The 20,932-nt window shown below is 70.8% G+C and carries 17 protein-coding genes and 4 tRNA genes; 10 read left to right on the top strand and 11 right to left on the bottom strand.

Features of this window, described 5'->3' with window-relative positions:
• Position 1: 1 nt before the first annotated feature.
• Complete coding sequence (locus tag ACZ51S_RS11040; protein ID WP_468960544.1) at positions 2 to 442, bottom strand: hypothetical protein; 441 nt, start codon at positions 440 to 442, stop codon at positions 2 to 4.
• A 111-nt stretch (positions 443 to 553) separates the two neighbouring features.
• Here ACZ51S_RS11040 and hrpA point away from each other — a divergent pair, with 111 nt between their 5' ends.
• On the top strand, positions 554 to 4,477 hold the full coding sequence (gene hrpA, locus ACZ51S_RS11035) for an ATP-dependent RNA helicase HrpA (protein ID WP_468479736.1): 3,924 nt from the start codon (positions 554 to 556) through the stop codon (positions 4,475 to 4,477).
• A 71-nt stretch (positions 4,478 to 4,548) separates the two neighbouring features.
• A tRNA-Asp gene (locus tag ACZ51S_RS11030) sits at positions 4,549 to 4,622 on the top strand.
• Between the two features lie 611 nt (positions 4,623 to 5,233).
• Here ACZ51S_RS11030 and bldC read toward each other — a convergent pair.
• Complete coding sequence (bldC, locus tag ACZ51S_RS11025; RefSeq protein WP_003949541.1) at positions 5,234 to 5,440, bottom strand: developmental transcriptional regulator BldC; 207 nt, start codon at positions 5,438 to 5,440, stop codon at positions 5,234 to 5,236.
• A gap of 619 nt (positions 5,441 to 6,059) precedes the next feature.
• Positions 6,060 to 6,899: a DUF8083 family protein gene (locus ACZ51S_RS11020; protein ID WP_468479737.1), complete on the bottom strand. Its 840-nt coding sequence runs from the start codon at positions 6,897 to 6,899 to the stop codon at positions 6,060 to 6,062.
• A 169-nt stretch (positions 6,900 to 7,068) separates the two neighbouring features.
• On the opposite strand from ACZ51S_RS11020, the gene ACZ51S_RS11015 reads away from it, so the two are divergent.
• Together ACZ51S_RS11015 and ACZ51S_RS11010 are read left to right on the top strand one after the other, a co-directional pair.
• Positions 7,069 to 8,193 carry a Leu/Phe/Val dehydrogenase gene (locus ACZ51S_RS11015; protein ID WP_468479738.1) on the top strand — a complete coding sequence of 375 codons (1,125 nt, stop codon included), beginning with the start codon at positions 7,069 to 7,071 and terminating at the stop codon, positions 8,191 to 8,193.
• 278 nt (positions 8,194 to 8,471) lie between these two features.
• Positions 8,472 to 8,732, top strand: coding sequence for a DUF3073 domain-containing protein (locus ACZ51S_RS11010; protein ID WP_125602468.1), 261 nt, complete (start codon positions 8,472 to 8,474; stop codon positions 8,730 to 8,732).
• Positions 8,733 to 8,849: 117 nt separating this feature from the next.
• Here the strand turns inward: ACZ51S_RS11010 and purM are convergent, their stop codons facing one another.
• The 7 genes from purM to purS all read right to left on the bottom strand — a co-directional run bounded on the left by purM (position 8,850) and on the right by purS (position 16,620).
• Complete coding sequence (gene purM / locus ACZ51S_RS11005; protein WP_468960542.1) at positions 8,850 to 9,920, bottom strand: phosphoribosylformylglycinamidine cyclo-ligase; 1,071 nt, start codon at positions 9,918 to 9,920, stop codon at positions 8,850 to 8,852.
• Between the two features lie 112 nt (positions 9,921 to 10,032).
• On the bottom strand, positions 10,033 to 11,550 hold the full coding sequence (gene purF, locus ACZ51S_RS11000) for an amidophosphoribosyltransferase (RefSeq protein ID WP_362582099.1): 1,518 nt from the start codon (positions 11,548 to 11,550) through the stop codon (positions 10,033 to 10,035).
• A 409-nt stretch (positions 11,551 to 11,959) separates the two neighbouring features.
• Complete coding sequence (locus ACZ51S_RS10995; protein WP_468479740.1) at positions 11,960 to 12,454, bottom strand: META domain-containing protein; 495 nt, start codon at positions 12,452 to 12,454, stop codon at positions 11,960 to 11,962.
• Between the two features lie 38 nt (positions 12,455 to 12,492).
• Entirely contained in the window at positions 12,493 to 13,284 is a 792-nt protein-coding gene (locus ACZ51S_RS10990) for a maleylpyruvate isomerase family mycothiol-dependent enzyme (protein WP_468479741.1), read from the bottom strand.
• Positions 13,285 to 13,445: 161 nt separating this feature from the next.
• Positions 13,446 to 15,695, bottom strand: a complete 2,250-nt coding sequence (gene purL, locus ACZ51S_RS10985) for a phosphoribosylformylglycinamidine synthase subunit PurL (protein WP_468479742.1) — start codon at positions 15,693 to 15,695, stop codon at positions 13,446 to 13,448.
• The gene (purQ, locus tag ACZ51S_RS10980; protein ID WP_467885068.1) at positions 15,692 to 16,372 is read right to left on the bottom strand and encodes a phosphoribosylformylglycinamidine synthase subunit PurQ; all 681 of its coding nucleotides are present in this window, start codon (positions 16,370 to 16,372) and stop codon (positions 15,692 to 15,694) included. Before purQ ends, purL begins: the two co-directional genes overlap by 4 nt.
• A 2-nt stretch (positions 16,373 to 16,374) precedes the next feature.
• Positions 16,375 to 16,620, bottom strand: coding sequence for a phosphoribosylformylglycinamidine synthase subunit PurS (gene purS / locus ACZ51S_RS10975; protein WP_042801325.1), 246 nt, complete (start codon positions 16,618 to 16,620; stop codon positions 16,375 to 16,377).
• Between the two features lie 349 nt (positions 16,621 to 16,969).
• Here purS and ACZ51S_RS10970 point away from each other — a divergent pair, with 349 nt between their 5' ends.
• The 6 genes from ACZ51S_RS10970 (at position 16,970) to ACZ51S_RS10945 (ending at position 19,969) form a co-directional block, all read left to right on the top strand.
• Positions 16,970 to 17,287: a histone-like nucleoid-structuring protein Lsr2 gene (locus tag ACZ51S_RS10970; protein WP_388932402.1), complete on the top strand. Its 318-nt coding sequence runs from the start codon at positions 16,970 to 16,972 to the stop codon at positions 17,285 to 17,287.
• 189 nt (positions 17,288 to 17,476) lie between these two features.
• Positions 17,477 to 17,548 (top strand) — tRNA-Gly (locus tag ACZ51S_RS10965).
• Between the two features lie 77 nt (positions 17,549 to 17,625).
• A tRNA-Gly gene (locus ACZ51S_RS10960) sits at positions 17,626 to 17,698 on the top strand.
• A gap of 325 nt (positions 17,699 to 18,023) precedes the next feature.
• A complete protein-coding gene (locus ACZ51S_RS10955) occupies positions 18,024 to 19,265 on the top strand; it encodes a sensor histidine kinase (protein WP_468475250.1) in 1,242 nt (413 codons plus the stop codon).
• Positions 19,262 to 19,873: a response regulator gene (locus tag ACZ51S_RS10950; protein ID WP_468164283.1), complete on the top strand. Its 612-nt coding sequence runs from the start codon at positions 19,262 to 19,264 to the stop codon at positions 19,871 to 19,873. Before ACZ51S_RS10955 ends, ACZ51S_RS10950 begins: the two co-directional genes overlap by 4 nt.
• 23 nt (positions 19,874 to 19,896) lie before the next feature.
• Positions 19,897 to 19,969 (top strand) — tRNA-Gly (locus tag ACZ51S_RS10945).
• Positions 19,970 to 20,014: 45 nt separating this feature from the next.
• On the opposite strand, the gene ACZ51S_RS10940 is transcribed toward ACZ51S_RS10945, so the two are convergent.
• Positions 20,015 to 20,932, bottom strand: coding sequence for a phosphoribosylaminoimidazolesuccinocarboxamide synthase (locus tag ACZ51S_RS10940; protein ID WP_468960540.1), 918 nt, complete (start codon positions 20,930 to 20,932; stop codon positions 20,015 to 20,017).

Below are 20,932 nucleotides of genomic sequence, written 5' to 3'. Positions count from 1 at the left end.
TCTAGACCCGCATCACGGACAGCTCCACCGGCGAGGGCGCCGGCCGGTCCGGCCCGCGTACGGGGACCCGTACGCACTCCCCCCGGTCCGGCCGCTCCCCCTCGGGCGCGGGGCGCGCCGGGGGCACCGCGGCGTGGTCCTGCCCGGCGCGGGGCGGTACGGCGGGTGCCGGGCCGTGGCCGGGGGAGTCGGGGCCGCAGGCGGGCCCCCGCCCCGGGAGCCCCTCGGCCGCCGTCTCCCGCACCGGCCCCGCCGCGGCGCCGGCCGGGTGCGCCACCGGGACCGCGGCGGCCGCGTCCTGCCGCACGGCGGCCTCGGCGCCCGCGGGCGGCGGTGCGGGCGGGCCGGCGGTGCGGGCGAGGCCCGTGAGGGCGACCGCGAGGAGGCCGAGGACCAGCGCGAACAGGGCGGCGGCCGGAGCGCGGGGAGGACGGCGGGACAACGGTGGGCTGCCTCTCACTCGCACGGCCGGGGGACTCGTCCCGAAATGGTACGGGGAGGGGCACAAATGCGTTCGCCACCCGCCCGGCCCAGGTGAGATCCTCGATCAGGTATGTCTACTTCCTTCGCCGCCCTGCAGACGCTTCTCGGAGAGATCTCCCTCCGGGACGCGCACCGCCTCGGCCGCCGCCTCGAGGGCGCCCGCCGTATCCGCAAGCCCGAGGCCAGGCAGGCCGTGCTCGACGAGATCGCCGCGGAGGCCGAGAAGGCCGCCGCGCGACTGGCCGGCCGCGCCTCGCGCATGCCGGAGGTCACCTATCCCGAGAACCTGCCCGTCAGCCAGAAGAAGGACGAGATCGCCGAGGCGATACGCGACCACCAGGTCGTGATCGTCGCGGGCGAGACCGGCTCCGGCAAGACCACGCAGATCCCCAAGATCTGCATGGAGCTGGGGCGCGGCGTCCGGGGCATGATCGGGCACACCCAGCCCCGGCGGATCGCGGCCCGTACGGTCGCGGAGCGCATCGCGGAGGAGCTGAAGTCGGAGATCGGCCAGACGGTCGGCTGGAAGGTCCGCTTCACCGACCAGGTGGACCCGGACGCGACCTTCGTGAAGCTGATGACGGACGGCATCCTGCTCGCGGAGATCCAGACGGACAGGGAGCTGCGCGCCTACGACACGATCATCATCGACGAGGCGCACGAGCGGTCCCTGAACATCGACTTCCTGCTGGGCTACCTGGCCACGCTGCTGCCCAAGCGTCCCGACCTCAAGGTGGTCATCACCTCGGCGACCATCGACCCGGAGCGGTTCTCCCGGCACTTCGGGGACGCGCCGATCGTCGAGGTCAGCGGCCGTACCTATCCGGTGGAGGTGCGGTACCGCCCGCTGCTGGAGGAGGACAGCGAGGAGAGCGACCGGGACCAGATCACGGCGATCTGCGACGCGGTGGACGAGCTGCAGGGCGAGGGGCCGGGCGACATCCTGGTGTTCCTCTCCGGTGAGCGGGAGATCCGCGACACCGCCGACGCGCTGGTCAAGAAGCAGCTGCGCTTCACCGAGGTGCTGCCGCTGTACGCCCGGCTCTCGCACGCCGAGCAGCACCGGGTCTTCCAGCCACACACCGGCCGGCGGATCGTGCTGGCCACGAACGTCGCCGAGACCTCGCTGACCGTCCCGGGCATCAAGTACGTGATCGACCCGGGCACGGCCCGCATCTCCCGCTACAGCCACCGCACGAAGGTGCAGCGGCTGCCGATCGAGCGGATCAGCCAGGCCAGCGCCAACCAGCGCAAGGGCCGCTGCGGGCGCACCAGCGACGGCATCTGCGTCCGGCTGTACTCCGAGGACGACTTCAACGCCCGTCCGGAGTTCACGGACGCCGAGATCCTGCGGACGAACCTGGCATCCGTCATCCTCCAGATGACCGCGGCCGGGCTCGGGGAGATCGAGAAGTTCCCCTTCATCGACCCGCCGGACCACCGCAACATCCGCGACGGCGTGCAGCTGCTCCAGGAGCTGGGCGCCCTGGACCCGGCGCAGAAGGACGTGAAGAAGCGGCTCACCCCGCTGGGCCGCCAGCTCTCCCAGCTGCCCGTGGACCCGCGGCTGGCCCGCATGGTCGTGGAGGCGGACAAGAACAACTGCGTGCGCGAGGTCATGGTCATCGCGGCGGCCCTGTCCATCCAGGACCCGCGCGAGCGGCCCTCGGACAAGCAGACGCAGGCGGACCAGAACCACGCCCGGTTCAAGGACGAGACGAGCGACTTCCTCTCCTACCTGAACATGTGGCGCTACGTGCGCGAGCAGCAGAAGGAGCGCGGTTCCTCCGCCTTCCGCCGGATGTGCAAGCAGGAGTACCTGAACTTCCTGCGGATCCGGGAGTGGCAGGACATCTACTCGCAGCTGCGCACGGTCGCCAAGACCATGGGGATCCACGTCAACGAGGCCGACGCGCCCGAGACGAGCATCCACGTCTCGCTGCTGGCCGGTCTGCTCTCGCACATCGGGCTCAAGGACACCGACAAGAACGAGTACCTGGGGGCCCGGTCCGCCAAGTTCGCGATCTTCCCGGGCTCGGCGCTGTTCAAGAAGCAGCCGAAGTTCCTGATGTCCGCGGAGCTGGTGGAGACCTCGCGGCTGTGGGCGCGGGTGAACGCCAAGGTGGAGCCCGAGTGGGTGGAGCCGCTGGCGCAGCACCTGATCAAGCGCACCTACAGCGAGCCGCACTGGGAGAAGGACCAGGCGGCCGTGATGGCCTACGAGAAGGTCACGCTGTACGGCGTGCCGATCGTGGCGCAGCGGAAGATCAATTACGGCCGGATCGACCCGGAGGTGTCGCGGGAGCTGTTCATCCGCAACGCGCTGGTCGAGGGCGACTGGCGCACGCACCACAAGTTCTACGCGGACAACCGCAAGCTGCTGACCGAGGTCGAGGAGCTGGAGAACCGGGCGCGGCGCCGGGACATCGTCGTGGACGACGAGACCCTGTTCGACTTCTACGACCAGCGGATCCCGGAGCACGTGGTGTCGGGGGCGCACTTCGACTCCTGGTGGAAGCACAAGAAGCGCGAGGAGCCCGAACTCCTCGACTTCGAGCGGGAGATGCTGCTGACGGAGAAGGCGGCCGGGGTCACCAAGGCCGACTATCCCGACACCTGGCGGCAGGGGCAGCTGAAGTTCCGGGTGACGTACCAGTTCGAGCCGGGCGCGGACGCGGACGGCGTGACCGTCCACATCCCGCTCCAGGTGCTGAACCAGGTCACCGACGAGGGCTTCGACTGGCAGATCCCGGGCCTGCGGGAGGAGGTCGTCACGGAGCTGATCCGCTCGCTGCCGAAGCCGGTCCGCCGGCACTACGTGCCGGCGCCGAACTTCGCGACGCGTTTCCTGCGGACGGCGCATCCGATGCGGGAGCCGCTGCCCGTGACGCTGGCGCGCGAGCTGCACCGGATGGTGGGGGTGCCGGTGTCGCCGGAGGACTTCGACCTCAGCCGGATCCCCGACCACCTGAAGATCACTTTCCGGATCGTCGACGAGCGGCGCCGCAACCTCGCCGAGGACAAGGACCTGGAGGCCCTGCGGCTGAAGCTGAAGCCGAAGGCCCGCCAGGCCCTCTCCAAGGCAGCGGCCGCCACCGCCGAGCGGGCGGGCGGGGAGTCGCTGGAGCGCACCGGGCTGACCGACTGGACGATCGGCACCCTGGTGCGGGTCTTCGAGACCCGCCGGGCCGGCCAGCCGGTGAAGGCGTACCCGGCGCTGGTGGACGAGGGGACGAGCGTCTCCGTACGGCTCTTCGACACCGAGGCCGAGCAGCAGCAGGCGATGTGGCTCGGCACCCGGCGGCTGATCCTGCTGAACATCCCGGTGAATCCGGCGAAGTTCGCCTCGGACAAGCTGACCAACCAGCAGAAGCTGGCGCTGTCGCGCAATCCGCACGGTTCCATCCAGGCGCTGTTCGACGACTGCGCGACGGCGGCGGCCGACAAGCTCATCGCCGACCACGGCGGTCCCGCCTGGGACGAGGCGGGCTTCCGCCGGCTCCACGACGCCGTCCGGGCCGACCTGGTGGACACGACGGTGCGGACCGTGGCCCAGGTGCAGCAGGTGCTGGCGGCCTGGCAGGCCTGCGAGCGGCGGCTGAAGGCCACCGGCAGCCTGGCCCTGATGGCGAACGTCGCGGACGTGAAGGCGCAGCTGGCGGCGCTGATGCCGGCCGGTTTCGTCACGCTGACCGGGCTGAAGCGGCTGCCGGACCTGATGCGCTACCTGGTGGCGGCCGACCGGCGGCTGCAGCAGATGCCGACGGGCGTCCAGCGCGACACCACGCGCATGGAGAAGGTCCACGAGATGCGGGACGAGTACCTGTGGCTGCTGGAGCAGCTGCCGAAGGGCCGGCCGGTCCCGGAGGCGGTCACGGAGATCCGCTGGATGATCGAGGAACTGCGGGTCAGCTACTTCGCGCACGCGCTCGGGACGGCGTACCCGATCTCCGACAAGCGGATCGTGAAGGCGGTGGACGCGGCGGCGCCGTGATCCGGTTCGACCGCACCCCCTGAGCTGCTGTACAGTCTGTTTCGCAGCCGCGCCAGTCGGCCGCGAATCAAGGTCCTGTGGAGCAGTTGGTTAGCTCGCCACCCTGTCAAGGTGGAGGTCGCGGGTTCAAGTCCCGTCAGGATCGCAGAAACGTCAGGGCCCGTACCCCCTCGGGGGTGCGGGCCCTGACGCGTATCCGGGTGCGGTCCGCGCGTACGGTGCCCGCTCCGCCGGCGGCTCCCCGCCGCGCGATCACCCGAAACCCGCCGCGCCTCTGAGCGGCCCCCTGAGGGCTCCGGCACCCCCGCGTGCGCTCCGGGCACCGAAACGCGGCCCCGGCCCCTCCAGCGGCCACCCAGCGGGGCCGGTGCCCCATCCGCCCGGGCCGGAAAAATCCCCCGTACGTGTGAGGCGCTCTGTACCGGACCTTCCCTTTACGAGGTGCATTGCCGGATGTACAAGAGTTATCAGCTGTGACGGGAGTCACCCTATGAGTTTTCGAGACCCGTACGTTTATCGGACCCCTACGCCCGCTCGATTTAATATGTGCAATGGCACCCACCCCGCCGGCCTCGCCCGCGACGGGATCCCGCACCGGTCCGGAGCATGAAAAAAGACCGCGCTGGACCCGGCGGAGTCCAGCGCGGTCAAACGGCATGGAGCCTGTTGGGGCAGGCCCGGCCGATGAAGCCATGTGGGTTTCATCGGATTGGGGGATCCGACACGTACCCGTTAATGCGGTGGTGCTGCGGGACCTCAGGCCTCGCTGCGCTGCTGCGGAATTCCCGCGAGCAGTGCGCGGACCTCAGCCTCGCGGTAACGGCGGTGTCCACCCAGGGTGCGGATGGACGTGAGCTTGCCAGCCTTGGCCCAGCGGGTGACCGTCTTCGGGTCCACGCGGAACATCGTGGCAACCTCAGCCGGGGTCAGCAGCGGCTCGGCATCAGGGGTGCGAGCGGTCATGAGCGGCCTCCTCGGGAGAACCGAACCATCTCGGTTCTTTCCTCTAAATTCTGCACCTTGGCCCGCGTTGCCCGAAATGGACATACGCAGGCCGAGTCGGTTATAGGACGAACGGCTTGTCCTCGGCACTACAACTACACCATCCGTCCAGCCTCGACGGCCAAACCGATGGAATTGCCCTCCGAGGTGTTCATCAGCGGCGGAAGCCGATGGACCGTCCCATAACGGACAGTCACCCCACTGTGACGATCAGTCACAGAGCGATCAGGAGCCGTCAGACCCCCCATAGAGTGCAATACCGAGCATTCCGCCCAAAGTTGGGCGGAAGGAACCCTCCCCGGACTCCTTGTCCTATTTTGGCACGAGGGTAGGGGAAGGGCGCAAGGGTGTGGATAGTGCGTTCCGTCACGCTTGAGCCAATGGCCCGTATCGGGACGTAGGTCCTGGGACTAAGACCTTAATGCGGTGATCGAACCCCTGATCTGCGCATTGCGGCTGATCGGCCGATGACAACCGATACGGGCGATACGAGGGGGGTCCGAACGGGTCCGAACGGGTGCCGAACGGGATTCGTACATGATCCCCACCGACCCCGGGTTCCGAAAGGCCCCGAGCCCACCTAGTTCGCGAAGAGCCTCTCCCTGACCGCCCGCCACCGGAGCGACAGCTCCCCGTACACCTGCGCGGCACCCTCGTGGTCCCCCGCCCGCAGGGCCGCGATCCCCTCCGCCAGATCACGGGCCGACCGGTCCCCCGCCAGGCCGTCAGCCGGCAGCGCGTGCAGCAGCCCGCCGTAGTCCAGTTCGACCATCGACCGCGGATGGAACTCCTCCAGCCAGCCGCCGACTTCCACCAGCCCGTCCGCCAGCGGCCCGTACCCCCGCCCCTCCGCCGCCCGCAGGGTCCGCAGCGTCCGCGCCAGGCGCCTGCGGGCCTGGACCATCGGCGTCCGGTAGCGCAGCCGCTCGCCCGGCAGGTACTCCCGCTCCTCGTCGGCCACCAGCACGAACCAGCGCAGGGGCACCTGCCACACCCCGGTACGGATCCACGGGCGCGCGTCCGGGTTCCGCTCGCGCCAGGCCGCGTACGCCTCCGCGGCCCGGCGCCGCTGCGCCGGCGGCAGCGCCGCGTCCAAAACCGGGCGCGGGAAGTCGGCGACCAGCTCCTGGAGCGCCAGCCAGCCGCGCAGCCGGGTCCGCCAGGGGCAGACCAGCAGCACCCCGTCCAGCTCCGCCGTGAAGGCGTCCCCGCTCTCGTGCACCGGGACCCCCACCACGGGGACCCGTACCAAATCCGCGAGGGACCGCCGTAGTTCGTCCTGGGCCGTCGGCGCGCCGCCGCGCCGGGCGTACGCCGCCCAGTGCGTGCGCTCGGGCTCGGTGAACGCCGTCAGGGGCTCGTACACGCGCAGGTAGGAGGCGTACGGGACGGCCGGCCCGGGCCGTGGGGATTGGCTCACGCACCCGTCCTGCCCCTTCCGGCGGTCCGGCTCACCTCCGGGGCGGCGGTAACACGGGAGTGTTCCGATCCCCGGACAGGGGGTACCCCCGCACGCCGCAGGTCTTACTCTGCTCCCAGTGCGCCCTCCCCCACCCGCAGGGCGGGCGACTTTCCGCCGCATCTCTTCCATGGGAGTCACCACCGTGACCGAAATGACCGACGGCGTCCTGCACACCCTGTTCCGTTCGGAGCAGGGCGGCCACGAGCAAGTCGTGCTGTGCCAGGACCGTGCCACGGGCCTCAAGGCCGTCATCGCCATCCACTCCACCGCCCTGGGCCCCGCCCTCGGCGGCACGCGCTTCCACGCGTACGCCTCGGACGAGGAAGCCGTCCGCGACGCGCTGAACCTCTCGCGCGGCATGTCGTACAAGAACGCCCTCGCCGGCCTCGACCTCGGCGGCGGCAAGGCCGTGATCATCGGCGACCCGGCCGTCCTCAAGACCGAGGAACTCCTGCTGGCCTACGGCCGGTTCGTGGAGTCGCTCGGCGGCCGCTACGTCACCGCCTGCGACGTCGGCACCTACGTCGCGGACATGGACGTCGTCGCCCGCGAGACCCGCTGGGCCACCGGCCGCTCCCCCGAGAACGGCGGCGCCGGCGACTCCTCGGTGCTCACCGCCTACGGCGTCTTCCAGGGCATGCGCGCCAGCGCCCAGCACCTGTGGGGCGACCCCACCCTGCGCGGCCGCAAGGTCGGCGTCGCCGGCGTCGGCAAGGTCGGCCGCCACCTGGTGGAGCACCTGCTGGAGGACGGCGCCGAGGTCGTGATCACGGACGTCCGCGAGGAGTCGGTCCGCGAGATCCTCGCCAAGCACCCCGGCGGCAAGGTCGGCGCCGTGGCCGACACCGAGGCCCTGATCCGCACGGAGGGCCTGGACATCTACGCCCCCTGCGCGCTCGGCGGCGCCCTGAACGACCACTCCGTCCCCGTCCTGACCGCCACGGTCGTGTGCGGCGCGGCGAACAACCAGCTCGCCCACCCGGGCGTGGAGAAGGACCTCGCGGACCGCGGGATCCTCTACGCCCCGGACTACGTGGTCAACGCGGGCGGGGTCATCCAGGTCGCCGACGAGCTGCACGGCTTCGACTTCGACCGGTGCAAGGCGAAGGCCTCGAAGATCTTCGACACCACCCTGGCCATATTCGCACGTGCGAAGGCCGATGGGATCCCGCCGGCCGCCGCCGCCGACCGGATCGCCGAGCAGCGCATGGCCGACGCCCTCGCCCTGCGCGCCGCCGCCCGCAAGGCGTAGCCCCTTTCGGGGACCCGCCGGGGCGCGGCGAGACGGAACTCACTGCGCTTCGGCGGGTCGGCGGCCGGGAAAGCGTTAAAATCGCAGCTGACCAGCGAGTACGGGGTGTCCCGCTGGTTCTGTGGAGAGGCGCGTCATGCGGGCGGCGTACCGTATGGCCGCGGAAGCAGGTACCGTTAAACCCCTACGGACGGTCTCTCCACGGAGAGCCCGCTCCGAACCATGAACGCGTGTCAGACTCTGGGGCCGTCGAGCCCCGTCACCGAGGGGGTCGAGCCATGGGGCGCGGCCGGGCCAAGGCCAAGCAGACAAAGGTCGCCCGCCAGCTGAAGTACAACAGCGGCGGGACTGACCTCTCGCGTCTGGCCAATGAGCTGGGCGCATCGCAGACAGAGCCGCTGCCTATCAGCGCGCCGGTCGAAGTCGATGACGATCTGGACGACGACGACCCGTACGCCAAGTACGCGGATCTGTACAACGATGACGACGAGGACGAGGACGAACAGTCCGGTCCGTCGGCGCACCGTCGCGGGGCTTGACGCAACGATCCTCTGCACACCGCGTGCGTACCAGCGGGCTGAGTCAGCCGCTGAACTCGTTCCATACGTGCCGAAACCCGGTCCGGGGCATTGCCCCGGACCGGGTTTCAGTGCTGCTCAGACCGCGTAGCTGCCGGTCAGGACCGCGCCCTCGGCGTGGTCGCCCCGGTCGAGGATCTCGCCGGCGACCCAGGCCTCGACGCCACGGTCGGCCAGGGCGGTCAGGGCCACGTCCACCGACTCCTGCGGGACCACGGCCATCATGCCGACGCCCATGTTCAGGGTCTTCTCCAGCTCCAGCTGCTCGACGCTGCCGGCCTTGCCGACCAGGTCGAAGACGGCGCCCGGGGTCCAGGTGCCGCGGTCGACCGTGGCGTGCAGGTGGTCGGGGACGACCCGGGCGAGGTTGGCCGCGAGGCCGCCGCCCGTGATGTGCGAGTACGCGTGGACCTCGGCCGTGCGGGTGAGGGCCAGGCAGTCCAGCGAGTAGATCTTGGTGGGCTCCAGCAGCTCCTCGCCGAGGGTGCGCCCGAGCTCGTCGACGTGCTGGTCCAGGGACATCCCCGCCCGGTCGAAGAGGACGTGCCGGACCAGCGAGTACCCGTTCGAGTGAAGGCCGGACGAAGCCATCGCGATGACGGCGTCACCCGTACGGATGCGATCCGCGCCCAGCAGCCGGTCGTACTCGACCACACCGGTGCCCGCGCCCGCCACGTCGAAGTCGTCCGGGCCGAGCAGCCCGGGGTGCTCGGCGGTCTCGCCGCCGACGAGGGCGCAGCCGGCGAGGACGCAGCCCTCGGCGATGCCCTTGACGATGGCGGCGACACGCTCGGGGTGCACCTTGCCGACGCAGATGTAGTCCGTCATGAAGAGCGGCTCGGCGCCGCAGACGACGATGTCGTCCATGACCATGGCGACCAGGTCGTGGCCGATGGTGTCGTACACGCCCATCTGGCGGGCGATGTCCACCTTGGTGCCCACCCCGTCGGTGGCCGAGGCCAGCAGGGGGCGCTCGTAACGCTTGAGGGCGGAGGCGTCGAAGAGGCCGGCGAACCCGCCGAGGCCGCCGAGGACCTCGGGGCGCTGCGTCTTCTTCACCCACTCCTTCATCAGCTCGACGGCGCGGTCGCCCGCTTCGATGTCCACGCCTGCGGCTGCGTAGCTGGCACCGGTGGTCTTCTCTGTCATGACAGGAGAGAGCTTTCGTGTCGTTACTGCGGTTGGTGCGGGGCCCTGGGAACGTGCTGGTCTTCCGGGGCTGGAAGGACAGGGCCCGGCGCAGGTGGTGCTTCAGCCGGTCCTACGGGCGGCGGAGCGCGTCGGCGGCGTCGGTGCCGCCCGCGAGCTCGGTCTCCAGCAGCTGCTTGCCCAGCAGCTGCGGGTCGGGCAGCTCCATGGGGTACTCGCCGTCGAAGCAGGCACGGCAGAGGTTGGGCTTCTGGATGGTGGTCGCCTCGATCATCGCGTCCAGCGAGATGTACGAGAGCGAGTCCGCGCCCAGCGACGTGGCGATCTCGTCGACCGTCATGCCGTTGGCGATCAGCTCCGCGCGGGTGGCGAAGTCGATGCCGAAGAAGCACGGCCACTTCACGGGCGGGGAGGAGATCCGGATGTGGACCTCGGCCGCGCCGGCCTCGCGGAGCATCTTCACCAGGGCGCGCTGGGTGTTGCCGCGGACGATCGAGTCGTCCACGACGACGAGGCGCTTGCCCCGGATGACTTCCTTGAGGGGGTTGAGCTTGAGGCGGATGCCGAGCTGGCGGATCGTCTGCGAGGGCTGGATGAAGGTCCGGCCGACGTAGGCGTTCTTGACCAGGCCGGAGCCGTAGGGGATCCCGCTGGCTTCGGCGTATCCGACGGCGGCGGGCGTGCCGGATTCCGGCGTCGCTATCACCAGGTCGGCCTCGACCGGGGCCTCCTTGGCGAGGCGGCGGCCCATCTCGACGCGCGAGAGGTAGACGTTCCGGCCGGCGATGTCGGTGTCCGGGCGCGCCAGGTAGACGTACTCGAAGACACAGCCCTTGGGCTTCGCTTCCGCGAAGCGCGAGGTGCGCAGGCCGTTCTCGTCGATCGCGATGAGCTCGCCCGGCTCGACCTCGCGGACGAAGCTGGCTCCGCAGATGTCGAGGGCGGCGGTCTCGCTCGCGACCACCCAGCCGCGCTCCAGGCGGCCGAGGACCAGCGGGCGGATGCCCTGCGGGTCACGGGCGGTGTAGAGGGTTCCCTCGTCCATGAAGACCAGGGAGAAGGCGCCCTTGACCTGGGGGAGGACCTTGGCGGCCGACTCCTCGATGGTCAGGGGCCTGCCCTCGTCGTCGGTCTGGCCGGCGAGGAGGGCGGTGACGAGGTCGGTGTCGTTGGTGGCGGCCACCTGGGTGGCGCGGCCGTCCTGACGGGGGAGGTCGGCGACCATCTCGGCGAGCTCGGCGGTGTTCACCAGGTTGCCGTTGTGACCCAGGGCGATCGAGCCGTGGGCGGTCGCCCTGAAGGTGGGCTGAGCGTTCTCCCAGACGGAGGCACCGGTGGTCGAGTAGCGGGCGTGACCGACCGCGATATGACCCTGGAGCGAGCCGAGAGAGGTTTCGTCGAAGACTTGGGAAACGAGGCCCATGTCCTTGAAGACGAGGATCTGGGAACCGTTGCTCACAGCGATTCCCGCGGACTCTTGTCCGCGGTGCTGCAGTGCATACAGTCCGAAGTAGGTGAGCTTGGCGACCTCTTCACCCGGAGCCCAGACACCGAAGACGCCACAAGCGTCCTGGGGGCCCTTCTCGCCGGGGAGCAGGTCGTGGTTGAGTCGTCCATCACCACGAGGCACACCACCGAGTGTAGGCGAGATCGACCACTGGTCCGAATTGGGGACGGCCGGGAAATGTCACAGCACACAGGGTGACGGAACGGCCCCGGCTGGTGTTCCGATCACTTTGTGCGGAGCTACGAATAAGGCGGGCGGACGAGGCGCCGTCATGGCCCCTAAGTGACCGGACGGTCACCCCGCGCGCCGACCCGCACAAGCATCCGGCTGACGGCGCGAGCGCCGGCGGGCGCCCTTCCTCCCGGTCGCAACTCTTTCCCGCTTTTCATGATTTCGCTCCTCCGGGCGGCGGTCTCCGGTGCGGTGGGTCCGGCCGCGGCCGCCCGGCAGCGGCGCGGCCCGGCCCCGGCGCGGAACCCCTGTGTCTTCGTACGAGCCGACGCCGCGCCGAGGCGCCGTCCGCGTGGCCGGATCACTCCGCGGACGAGGCCGCCCCGGCGGTCAGGGAGTCACCGTCAGTGGCCGTGAGGGTGAGATTCTGACCCTGGATCCGCCAGCTGAGGGGACCGCTCCCGAAGAGGGCGGTCAGGGCCCGTTCCAGCTCGCCCGCCGGGCCCTCGCAGGCCATCCGGGTCGTGGTCAGCGGCCCCAGGGTCAGGGTGGGGCCGTCGACGGCCGCCGGGGCGCTGAAGCGGTTGCAGCCGAGGGTGCCGCTCGCCCGCCCGTCGGGGGTGAGGGTGAAGCGGGCCGCCCGGCCCTCGGGGGCCGCGGTCCCGGCGACGGAACCGACGATCCAGACGGTCGCGGTGAGCGGGGCGTCGGGGAGCGGCGCCGTCGTCGGGGCCGGCCCGGTCGGGGCGGCGGCGTCCCCGACCCGCCCGTCCGGCCCGCACGCGGCCAGGGCCAGTACGGTCAGGGCCAGTACGAGGCCCAGGGCGGCGTTCGTGAGGTGCCTGAGGGTACGCATGCCCCTGGGACGGGCCCGGTCCCGGCCCGGTTCCCCCCTCAGCTCATCAGGGGCAGCAGCGCGGACAGGTCGGCCCGCTCGCCGCTGGCGCTGACCCGGGCCGCGTCCAGCTCCGCGGCCCAGCCGGTACGGCCCGTCGCGAGCCGCACCCAGGTCAGCGGGTCGGTCTCCACCACGTTCGGCGGGGTGCCGCGCGTGTGGCGGGGGCCCTCGACGCACTGGACGACCGCGAAGGGCGGGATCCGCACCTCGACGGAACCGCCGGGCGCCTTGAGCGCGAGGGCGTCGGCGAGCAGCCGCGTACAGGCGGCCAGGGCCTGCCGCTCGACCGGGACGTCCAGTCCGGCGGCGCGGTTCAGGTCGTCGGTGTGGACCACCAGCTCCACCGTCCGGGTGACCAGGAAATCGGCCAGGGTCATGTCCCCGATCCACAGGTCCAGCACCCGGCTGCCCCGGTTCGCGTCCAGCGCCTGCGCCATCCGGGCCGCCGCCCGCTCGTACAGGTGGGGCAGCGGCTCCCCGCCGAGGGTCTCGCGGGCGGCCTCGGAGATCTTCCCGGCGAGGGAGGCGGTGGCGAACGGCCACTCGACGGCGGTCAGCTCGGCGACGGCGGCGGGCGGCCGGGCCAGGCCGGACGCCAGCGAGTCCGCGACCCAGGCGATGTGCGCGGCGAGTTCGGCCACGGACCACTCCCCGAGCCCGCTGGGCCGCGTCAGCTGCTCGGGGGTCAACTCCCCCACGGCGGCGGCGACGTGCCCGAACTGCGCGGTGATCGCGGTGCGGATCTTCGCCTGGTCGTACGTACGCGGCTTCTTCCTGGCGGGCGGCATGCCCCGACCCTACTCGGGCCCCGGCAGCGGGCGTGGGCCTCGCGCACCTCGCCGGGGCGGTCCCGGGGCAGCCGCACGCGCCCCGTCGGGCGGCGCCGCCAACGCCGCGGGCCCCCGGCCGGAGGGAATCCGGCCGGGGGCCCGTGGGAAGAACGGCGGGATCAGGCCAGCAGGGCCGGGATCGTCGCCTCGTGGGCCTCGCGGAGCTCGGCCAGGGGCAGGGTGAACTCGCCCTGGATCTCGATCTCCTGGCCGTCCACCACACCGATGCGGGTGGCGGGCAGGCCGCGTGCGCCGCACATGTCGGTGAAGCGGAGCTCCTCGCTGCGCGGGACGGCCACGACGGCGCGGCCCGCGGACTCGGAGAACAGGAAGGTGAACGCGTCCAGGCCCTCCGGGACCACGATCCGCGCACCGTTGCCGCCCTTGAGGCAGGACTCGGTGAGCGCCTGGATGAGGCCGCCGTCCGACAGGTCGTGGGCCGCGTCGATCATGCCGTCGCGGGAGGACGAGATCAGGATCTCGGCGAGCAGCTTCTCGCGCGCCAGGTCCACCTTCGGCGGCAGGCCGCCCAGGTGGTCGTGGACGACCTGGGACCAGGCCGAGCCGCCGAACTCCTCGGCCGTGTCGCCCAGCAGGTACAGCAGCTGGCCGGCCTCCGCGAACGCCATCGGCGTACGGCGGTTGACGTCGTCGATGACGCCGAGGACCGCCACGACCGGGGTCGGGTGGATCGCGACCTCGCCCGTCTGGTTGTAGAGGGAGACGTTGCCGCCGGTCACCGGGGTGCCCAGCTCGAGGCAGCCGTCGGCGAGGCCGCGGGTGGCCTCGGCGAACTGCCACATGACGTCCGGGTCCTCGGGGGAGCCGAAGTTCAGGCAGTTCGAGATCGCGAGCGGCTTCGCGCCGGTCGCGGCGACGTTGCGGTACGACTCCGCCAGCGCGAGCTGCGCACCCGCGTACGGGTCGAGCTTGGCGTAGCGGCCGTTGCCGTCGGTGGCCATGGCGACGCCGAGGTTGGACTCCTCGTCAATGCGGACCATGCCCGCGTCCTCGGGCTGCGCCAGGACGGTGTTGCCCTGCACGAAGCGGTCGTACTGGTCGGTGACCCAGGACTTCGAGGCCTGGTTCGGGGAGGAGACCAGCGCCAGGACCTGCGCGCGGAGCTCTTCCGAGGTCTGCGGGCGGGGCAGGGCGCCCGCGTCGTCGGCCTGGAGGGCGTCCTGCCACGTGGGACGGGCGTAGGGGCGGTGGTAGACCGGGCCCTCGTGGGCGACGGTGCCCGGGGGCACGTCCACGATCTGCTCGCCGTGCCAGAAGATCTCCAGGCGCTCGCCGTCGGTCACCTCACCGATGACCGTGGCGATGACGTCCCACTTCTCGCAGATCTCCATGAAGCGGTCGACGTACTGCGGCTCGACGATCGCGCACATGCGCTCCTGCGACTCGCTCATGAGGATTTCCTCGGGCGAGAGCGTCGCGTCGCGCAGCGGGACCGTGTCGAGCTCGACGCGCATGCCGCCGGAACCGGCGGAGGCCAGCTCGCTCGTGGCGCAGGAGAGCCCGGCGCCGCCGAGGTCCTGGATGCCCGCGACCAGCTTCTCCTTGAAGATCTCCAGGGTGCACTCGATGAGGAGCTTCTCCTGGAAGGGGTCGCCGACCTGGACGGCGGGGCGCTTGGTCGGCTTGGTGTCGTCGAAGGTCTCGGACGCGAGGACCGAGACGCCGCCGATGCCGTCGCCGCCGGTGCGGGCGCCGTAGAGGATGACCTTGTTGCCGGGGCCGGAGGCCTTGGCGAGGTGGATGTCCTCGTGCTTCATCACGCCGATGCAGCCGGCGTTGACCAGCGGGTTGCCCTGGTAGCAGGCGTCGAAGACGACCTCGCCGCCGATGTTGGCCAGGCCCAGGCAGTTGCCGTAGCCGCCGATGCCCGCGACGACGCCCGGCAGGACGCGCTTGGTGTCGGGGTGGTCGGCCGCGCCGAAGCGCAGCGGGTCGACGACGGCGACGGGGCGGGCGCCCATGGCGAGGATGTCGCGGACGATGCCGCCGATGCCGGTGGCCGCGCCCTGGTAGGGCTCGATGTACGAGGGGTGGTTGTGCGACTCCACCTTGAAGGTGACCGCGTAGCCCTGGCCGACGTCGACGACGCCGGCGTTCTCGCCGATGCCGACGAGCATGGCGTCGTTCTGGGGGACCTTCTCGCCGAACTGCTTCAGGTGGACCTTGCTGCTCTTGTACGAGCAGTGCTCGGACCACATGACGGAGTACATGGCGAGTTCGGCGCCGGTGGGGCGGCGGCCGAGGATCTCGCGGATCCGGGCGTACTCGTCCTCCTTGAGGCCGAGCTCCCTCCACGGCTGGGAGGCGTCCGGCGTCTCGGTGGCGTTCTTTACGGTGTCGAGGCTCATGCGCTGACCAGCTTCTTCAGGACCGACGTGAAGAACGGGAGGCCGTCGGTGCGGCCGGTCCCGATCAGCGGCTCGACCGCGTGCTCGGGGTGCGGCATGAGGCCGACGACGTTCCCCGCGGCGTTGGTGATGCCGGCGATGTCGCGCAGCGAGCCGTTCGGGTTCACGTCGACGTACCGGAAGGCCACTCGGCCTTCGGCCTCCAGTTCGTCGAGCGTGCGCTCGTCGGCGACGTACCGGCCGTCCATGTTCTTGAGCGGTACGGAGATCTCCTGGCCGGCGGTGTAGTCGCCGGTCCACGCGCTCTCCGTGTTCTCCACCCGCAGCTTCTGGTCGCGGCAGATGAAGTGGAGGTGGTTGTTGCGGAGCATCGCCCCCGGCAGCAGGTGGGCCTCGGTGAGGACCTGGAAGCCGTTGCAGATGCCGAGGACGGGCATGCCGGCCTTGGCCTGCTCGATGATGGTCTCCATCACCGGCGAGAACCGGGAGATGGCTCCGGCGCGCAGGTAGTCCCCGTAGGAGAAGCCGCCCGCGAGGACGACCGCGTCGACCTGGTGGAGGTCCTTGTCGCGGTGCCACAGCGAGACCGGCTCGGCCCCCGCGAGGCGGACGGCGCGCAGCGAGTCACGGTCGTCGAGCGTTCCGGGGAACGTGACGACTCCGATGCGAGTGGTCACCGTCAGGCCTCGACCTTCACGGTGAAGTCTTCGATGACGGTGTTGGCGAGGAACGTTTCGGCCATCTTGTGGATGCGGTCGAGGGCGGCCTGGTCGACCGGTCCCTCCACCTCCAGTTCGAAACGCTTCCCCTGGCGGACGTCGGCGATCCCGTCGAAGCCCAGGCGCGGCAGTGCACGCTGCACCGCCTGGCCCTGGGGGTCGAGGATCTCCGGCTTGAGCATGACGTCGACTACGACGCGTGCCACTGGCACTCCCGATGAGGTGGTTGGTGCGAAGGCGGTTCCCTCAGCGTACCCGCCCGAAATTTCTACGCGGGTAGATATCCTGTCGGTCCGATCCGCACGCCGTTTCGGCTTCACCAACGCTTCGCAAAATCCACCGGAAAACCACGCGCCCGGGATTGCGGCGGGACACGCGGGGAGAATTAACTGGGCTTCGCAATTCAATGCGAATCGCGGTACAAAGGAATCAGTCGAGACCGTGACATTTGCCGCTCCGCGACGGGTACGGTTTGACGCATTCCACCGAAACATCCACACAGGCGACATCACCGCACGTCAGCGCGCGGCGAAGCGCACGAAGGGACCGATATCCGTGGCGCAGCGCGTAGTAGTCACGATCTCCGACGACCTCGACGGCGGAGAAGCGGCGGAAACGGTCACGTTCGCCCTCGACGGTAAGTCGTACGAGATCGACCTCAATGAGGCCAACGCAAAGAAACTGCGGAAGACCCTGGCCCCCTTCGTGGCCGCGGGCCGCCGCCAGTCCCGCTCGGGGAAGGCTTTCAAGATGACGTCGATCGCCCCGGACCCGGCGGTCGTACGGGCCTGGGCCCGTTCCCACGGGCACGACGTGCCGCCTCGGGGCCGCATCCCCAAGGCCGTCTACACGGCGTACGAGGAAGCCCACTGACCCACCTCCGACCCACCCCTGACCCACCTCGCGGAGCGTCGGGCGGGCGGCCACCGGTCGCCCTCCGGGCCGCCCGCCGGCCGGCCCGGAGGGGTCCCGCGACCCGGATTTGCCATGCACCCCCTCTGATCGGCTAATGTGTGGATCACGCCGAGGGGCGAGGCCGAAAGGCCGGAACCCCGAAGTCGTGCGGGTGTAGTTCAGTAGCAGAACACCCCCCTTCCAGGGGGGAGGCGCAGTGTGCAATCCCTGTCACCCGCTCTGCACGCTTTACCGACCACGGTTGTGGATCAGGTAGAGTAGTGCTCGCATCGCGACGGCCCCGGTCGTAGCGAGATGCGGACGTAGCTCAGTTGGTAGAGCACCACCTTGCCAAGGTGGATGTCGCGCGTTCGAGTCGCGTCGTCCGCTCAGAGAGCGAAGGGCCCCGATCGGAATCCGATCGGGGCCCTTCGCCATTCCCGCTTCCCTCTTCCCGCACTCCTCGTGGCGCACGTCACATTCAATGACAAATGTCATCGCGGCCCGTGACAGCGCGCACTGCCGCGAACTCCGCGCCGCCGCGAGGCTGGATCCACGGTGACGGACGACGGGGCGTCGCCGGCCCACGAGACGGTGCTGCGGCCACCACGCTGGCCTGGATGATCGTCACGGTGTTTGCTGTCCAGCGGCGGTCCCGCCGGACAGCGCGGCCGCCAGTCACGCACGTCACAGGAAGAGCCGGGGGGACGGGACCGTGTCGAAGCTGACCGGGTGGTGGGGGAACCGCAGCAGTGCGGGGAAGGTCGAGCTGTACACCCGCTGGTCCTTCCACTTCTTCGTACTCGTGGAGATCGTGTCGTTCGGGCTCGTCGCCCTCACCGGCCGGGAGAACGACACTCCCCGGCCGCTCGGGGTCACGGCCTTCCTGGTGGTCTGCGCGCACGCCGTCCTCGTCGGCTTCCTCTCCTCCAGGGCGCTGGACTTCGTGTCCGGCCGCCGCGAACCGCCCGTGCGGCTCGCGGTGGTGACGTCGGCCCTCACCGCCGCGGCCGTCCTGCTCTTCCTCTTCCTGCGCCGCTTCGGCGCACTCGACGAGTTCGCGGCGCCCGGTCTGGTGGTGGGGGTGAGCTGCTTCGGCTGCGGATCCCTCGTACTGACCCTGGAGAAGGTCCGGCACATGAGGTACGTGCCGCTGGCCGCCGCGGCCGGGACCGCGGCGGTCGTCGCCGCGCTGGGCCTGGACCTGGACGAGGTCGTCGGCTACTTCATCGCGGTCCTGATCGCCGGCGCCTTCCTCGCCTTCACCTGCGGGTTCTCCGGATGGCTGCTGCGCACCGTCTACGAACTCGACCACGCCCGGGAAATCCAGGCCCAACTGGCGGTCGCCGAGGAGCGGCTGAGGTTCGGCCGGGACCTGCACGACGTGATGGGCCGGAACCTCGCGGTAATCGCCCTCAAGAGCGAACTGGCGGTACAGCTGGCACGGCGCGAACGCCCCGAGGCCGTGGACCAGATGATCGAGGTCCAGCGCATCGCTCGCGAGTCGCAGCGGGAGGTGCGCGACGTGGTGCGCGGGTACCGCGAGGCGGACCTCGCGGTGGAACTGGAAGGCGCGCGCGGGGTGCTGAGCGCGGCCGGTATGGACTGCCGGGTGGAGTTCCGTACGTCGGCGGTACGGACGCTGCCGGGCGAGGTGCAGTCGGCACTGGGCTGGGTGGTGCGGGAGGCCACCACGAACGTGCTGCGGCACGGGGACGCGCGCAGCTGCCTGATCCGGCTGACGGCGGCGGAGCCCGGGGACTCGGTGACGCTGCTGGTGGAGAACGACGGGGCGCCCGACGCCCCCGCCGGAATGCCCGGGTCCGGGCTGACGGGGCTGCGTGAGCGGCTCGCGGCGGTCGACGGGACCCTGCTGGCGGGGCCGGCCGAGGGCGGCCGGTTCCGGCTGCGGGCCGAGGTCCCCCTGGACACACGACGAGTGGAGGTGCGGGCGTGACCCCCGTACGGGTACTGCTGGCCGACGACGAACACCTGATCCGGGGCGCGCTGGCCGCGCTGCTGGGCCTGGAGGACGACCTCGTGGTCGTGGCCGAGGCGGCCTCCGGACCGGAGGCGCTGGCGATGGCGCGGGCGCACCGGCCGGACGTGGCGGTGCTTGACCTCCAGATGCCGGGCGCGGACGGTGTGAGTGTCGCCACATCGCTGCGGGCCGAACTGCCCGACTGCAAGACCATGATCGTGACCAGCCACGGCCGTCCCGGGCACCTGAAGCGGGCGCTCGCGGCGGGCGTGCGGGCCTTCGCGCCGAAGACGGTCTCGGCGCAGCGGCTGGCCGAGCTGATCCGCACCGTGCACGCCGGAGGGCGTTATGTGGACCCGGAGTTGGCGGCCGACGCGATCAGCGCCGGCGACTCGCCGCTGACGGCCCGAGAGGCCGAGGTGCTGGAACTCGCGGCGGACGGGGCGCCGATCGCGGAAATCGCGGAGCGGGCCTCGCTGTCGCAGGGGACCGTGCGGAACTACCTGTCGTCGGCGGCGACGAAGCTCGGCGCGGAGAACCGGCACACGGCGGTGCGTTTGGCTCGGCAGCGGGGTTGGGTATAGTAGTTCTCGCGTTACGGCGCAGTGCGGACATAGCTCAGTTGGTAGAGCACCACCTTGCCAAGGTGGATGTCGCGCGTTCGAGTCGCGTTGTCCGCTCAGAGTGCGAAGGCCCCGATCCCCGATCGGGGCCTTCGTCGTTCCTCAGGCGCCGGTGACCGAGGCCCAGGACTGGCCGGTGAGGCGCTCGTAGGCCTCGACGTACTTGGCGGACGTCCGCTCGGCGACCTCCTGCGGGAGGGCCGGCGGGGGGAGTTCGCCGTGGCGGTCCCAGCCGGAGGCCGGGGAGGTCAGCCAGTCGCGGACGAACTGCTTGTCGAAGGACGGCTGCGCGCGGCCCGGCTCCCACAGGTCGGCGGGCCAGAAGCGGGAGGAGTCGGGGGTGAGGACCTCGTCGGCGGCGACCAGCCGCCCGTCCTCGTCGAAGCCGAACTCGAACTTGGTGTCCGCCAGGATGATCCCGCGTTCCCGGGCGATCTCGCGCGCCCGGGAGTACACGGCGAGGGTGGTCTGGCGCAGCATCGCGGCCGTCTCGGCGCCCGTGGTGCGCGCGACTTCCTCGTAGGAGACGTTCTCGTCGTGCTCGCCGACCTCGGCCTTGGCGGCCGGGGTGAAGATCGGGGCGGGCAGCTCGGAGCCGTCGACGAGGCCCTCGGGGAGCGCCAGTCCGCAGACCGTGCGGCTCTGCCGGTACTCGGCCAGGCCGGAACCGGTGAGGTATCCGCGGGCCACGCACTCGACGGGCACCATCTTGAGGTTCTGGCAGATCAGGGTGCGGCCGGCCCAGTCGGCGGGGGCGCCCGCGGGCGGCTCGGTGCCGAGGACGTGGTTGGGGACCAGGTCCGCGAGCTGGTCGAACCACCACAGGGAGAGCTGGGTCAGGACGCGGCCCTTGTCCGGGATCTCGGTGGGCAGCACCCAGTCGAAGGCGGAGATGCGGTCGCTGGCGACCATGACGAGCCGGCCGTCCTCGTCCCGGTAGAGGTCGCGGACCTTGCCGGTGTGGAGGTGGACGAGGCCGGGCACCTGCACCGGCTCGGGCTTTTCGACGAATCCGGACAC

The organism is Streptomyces sp. NPDC034043, from assembly GCF_055575675.1.
Note: the sequence above shows the minus strand (reverse complement) of the source record. Positions and strands in the feature narration are given on the sequence as shown.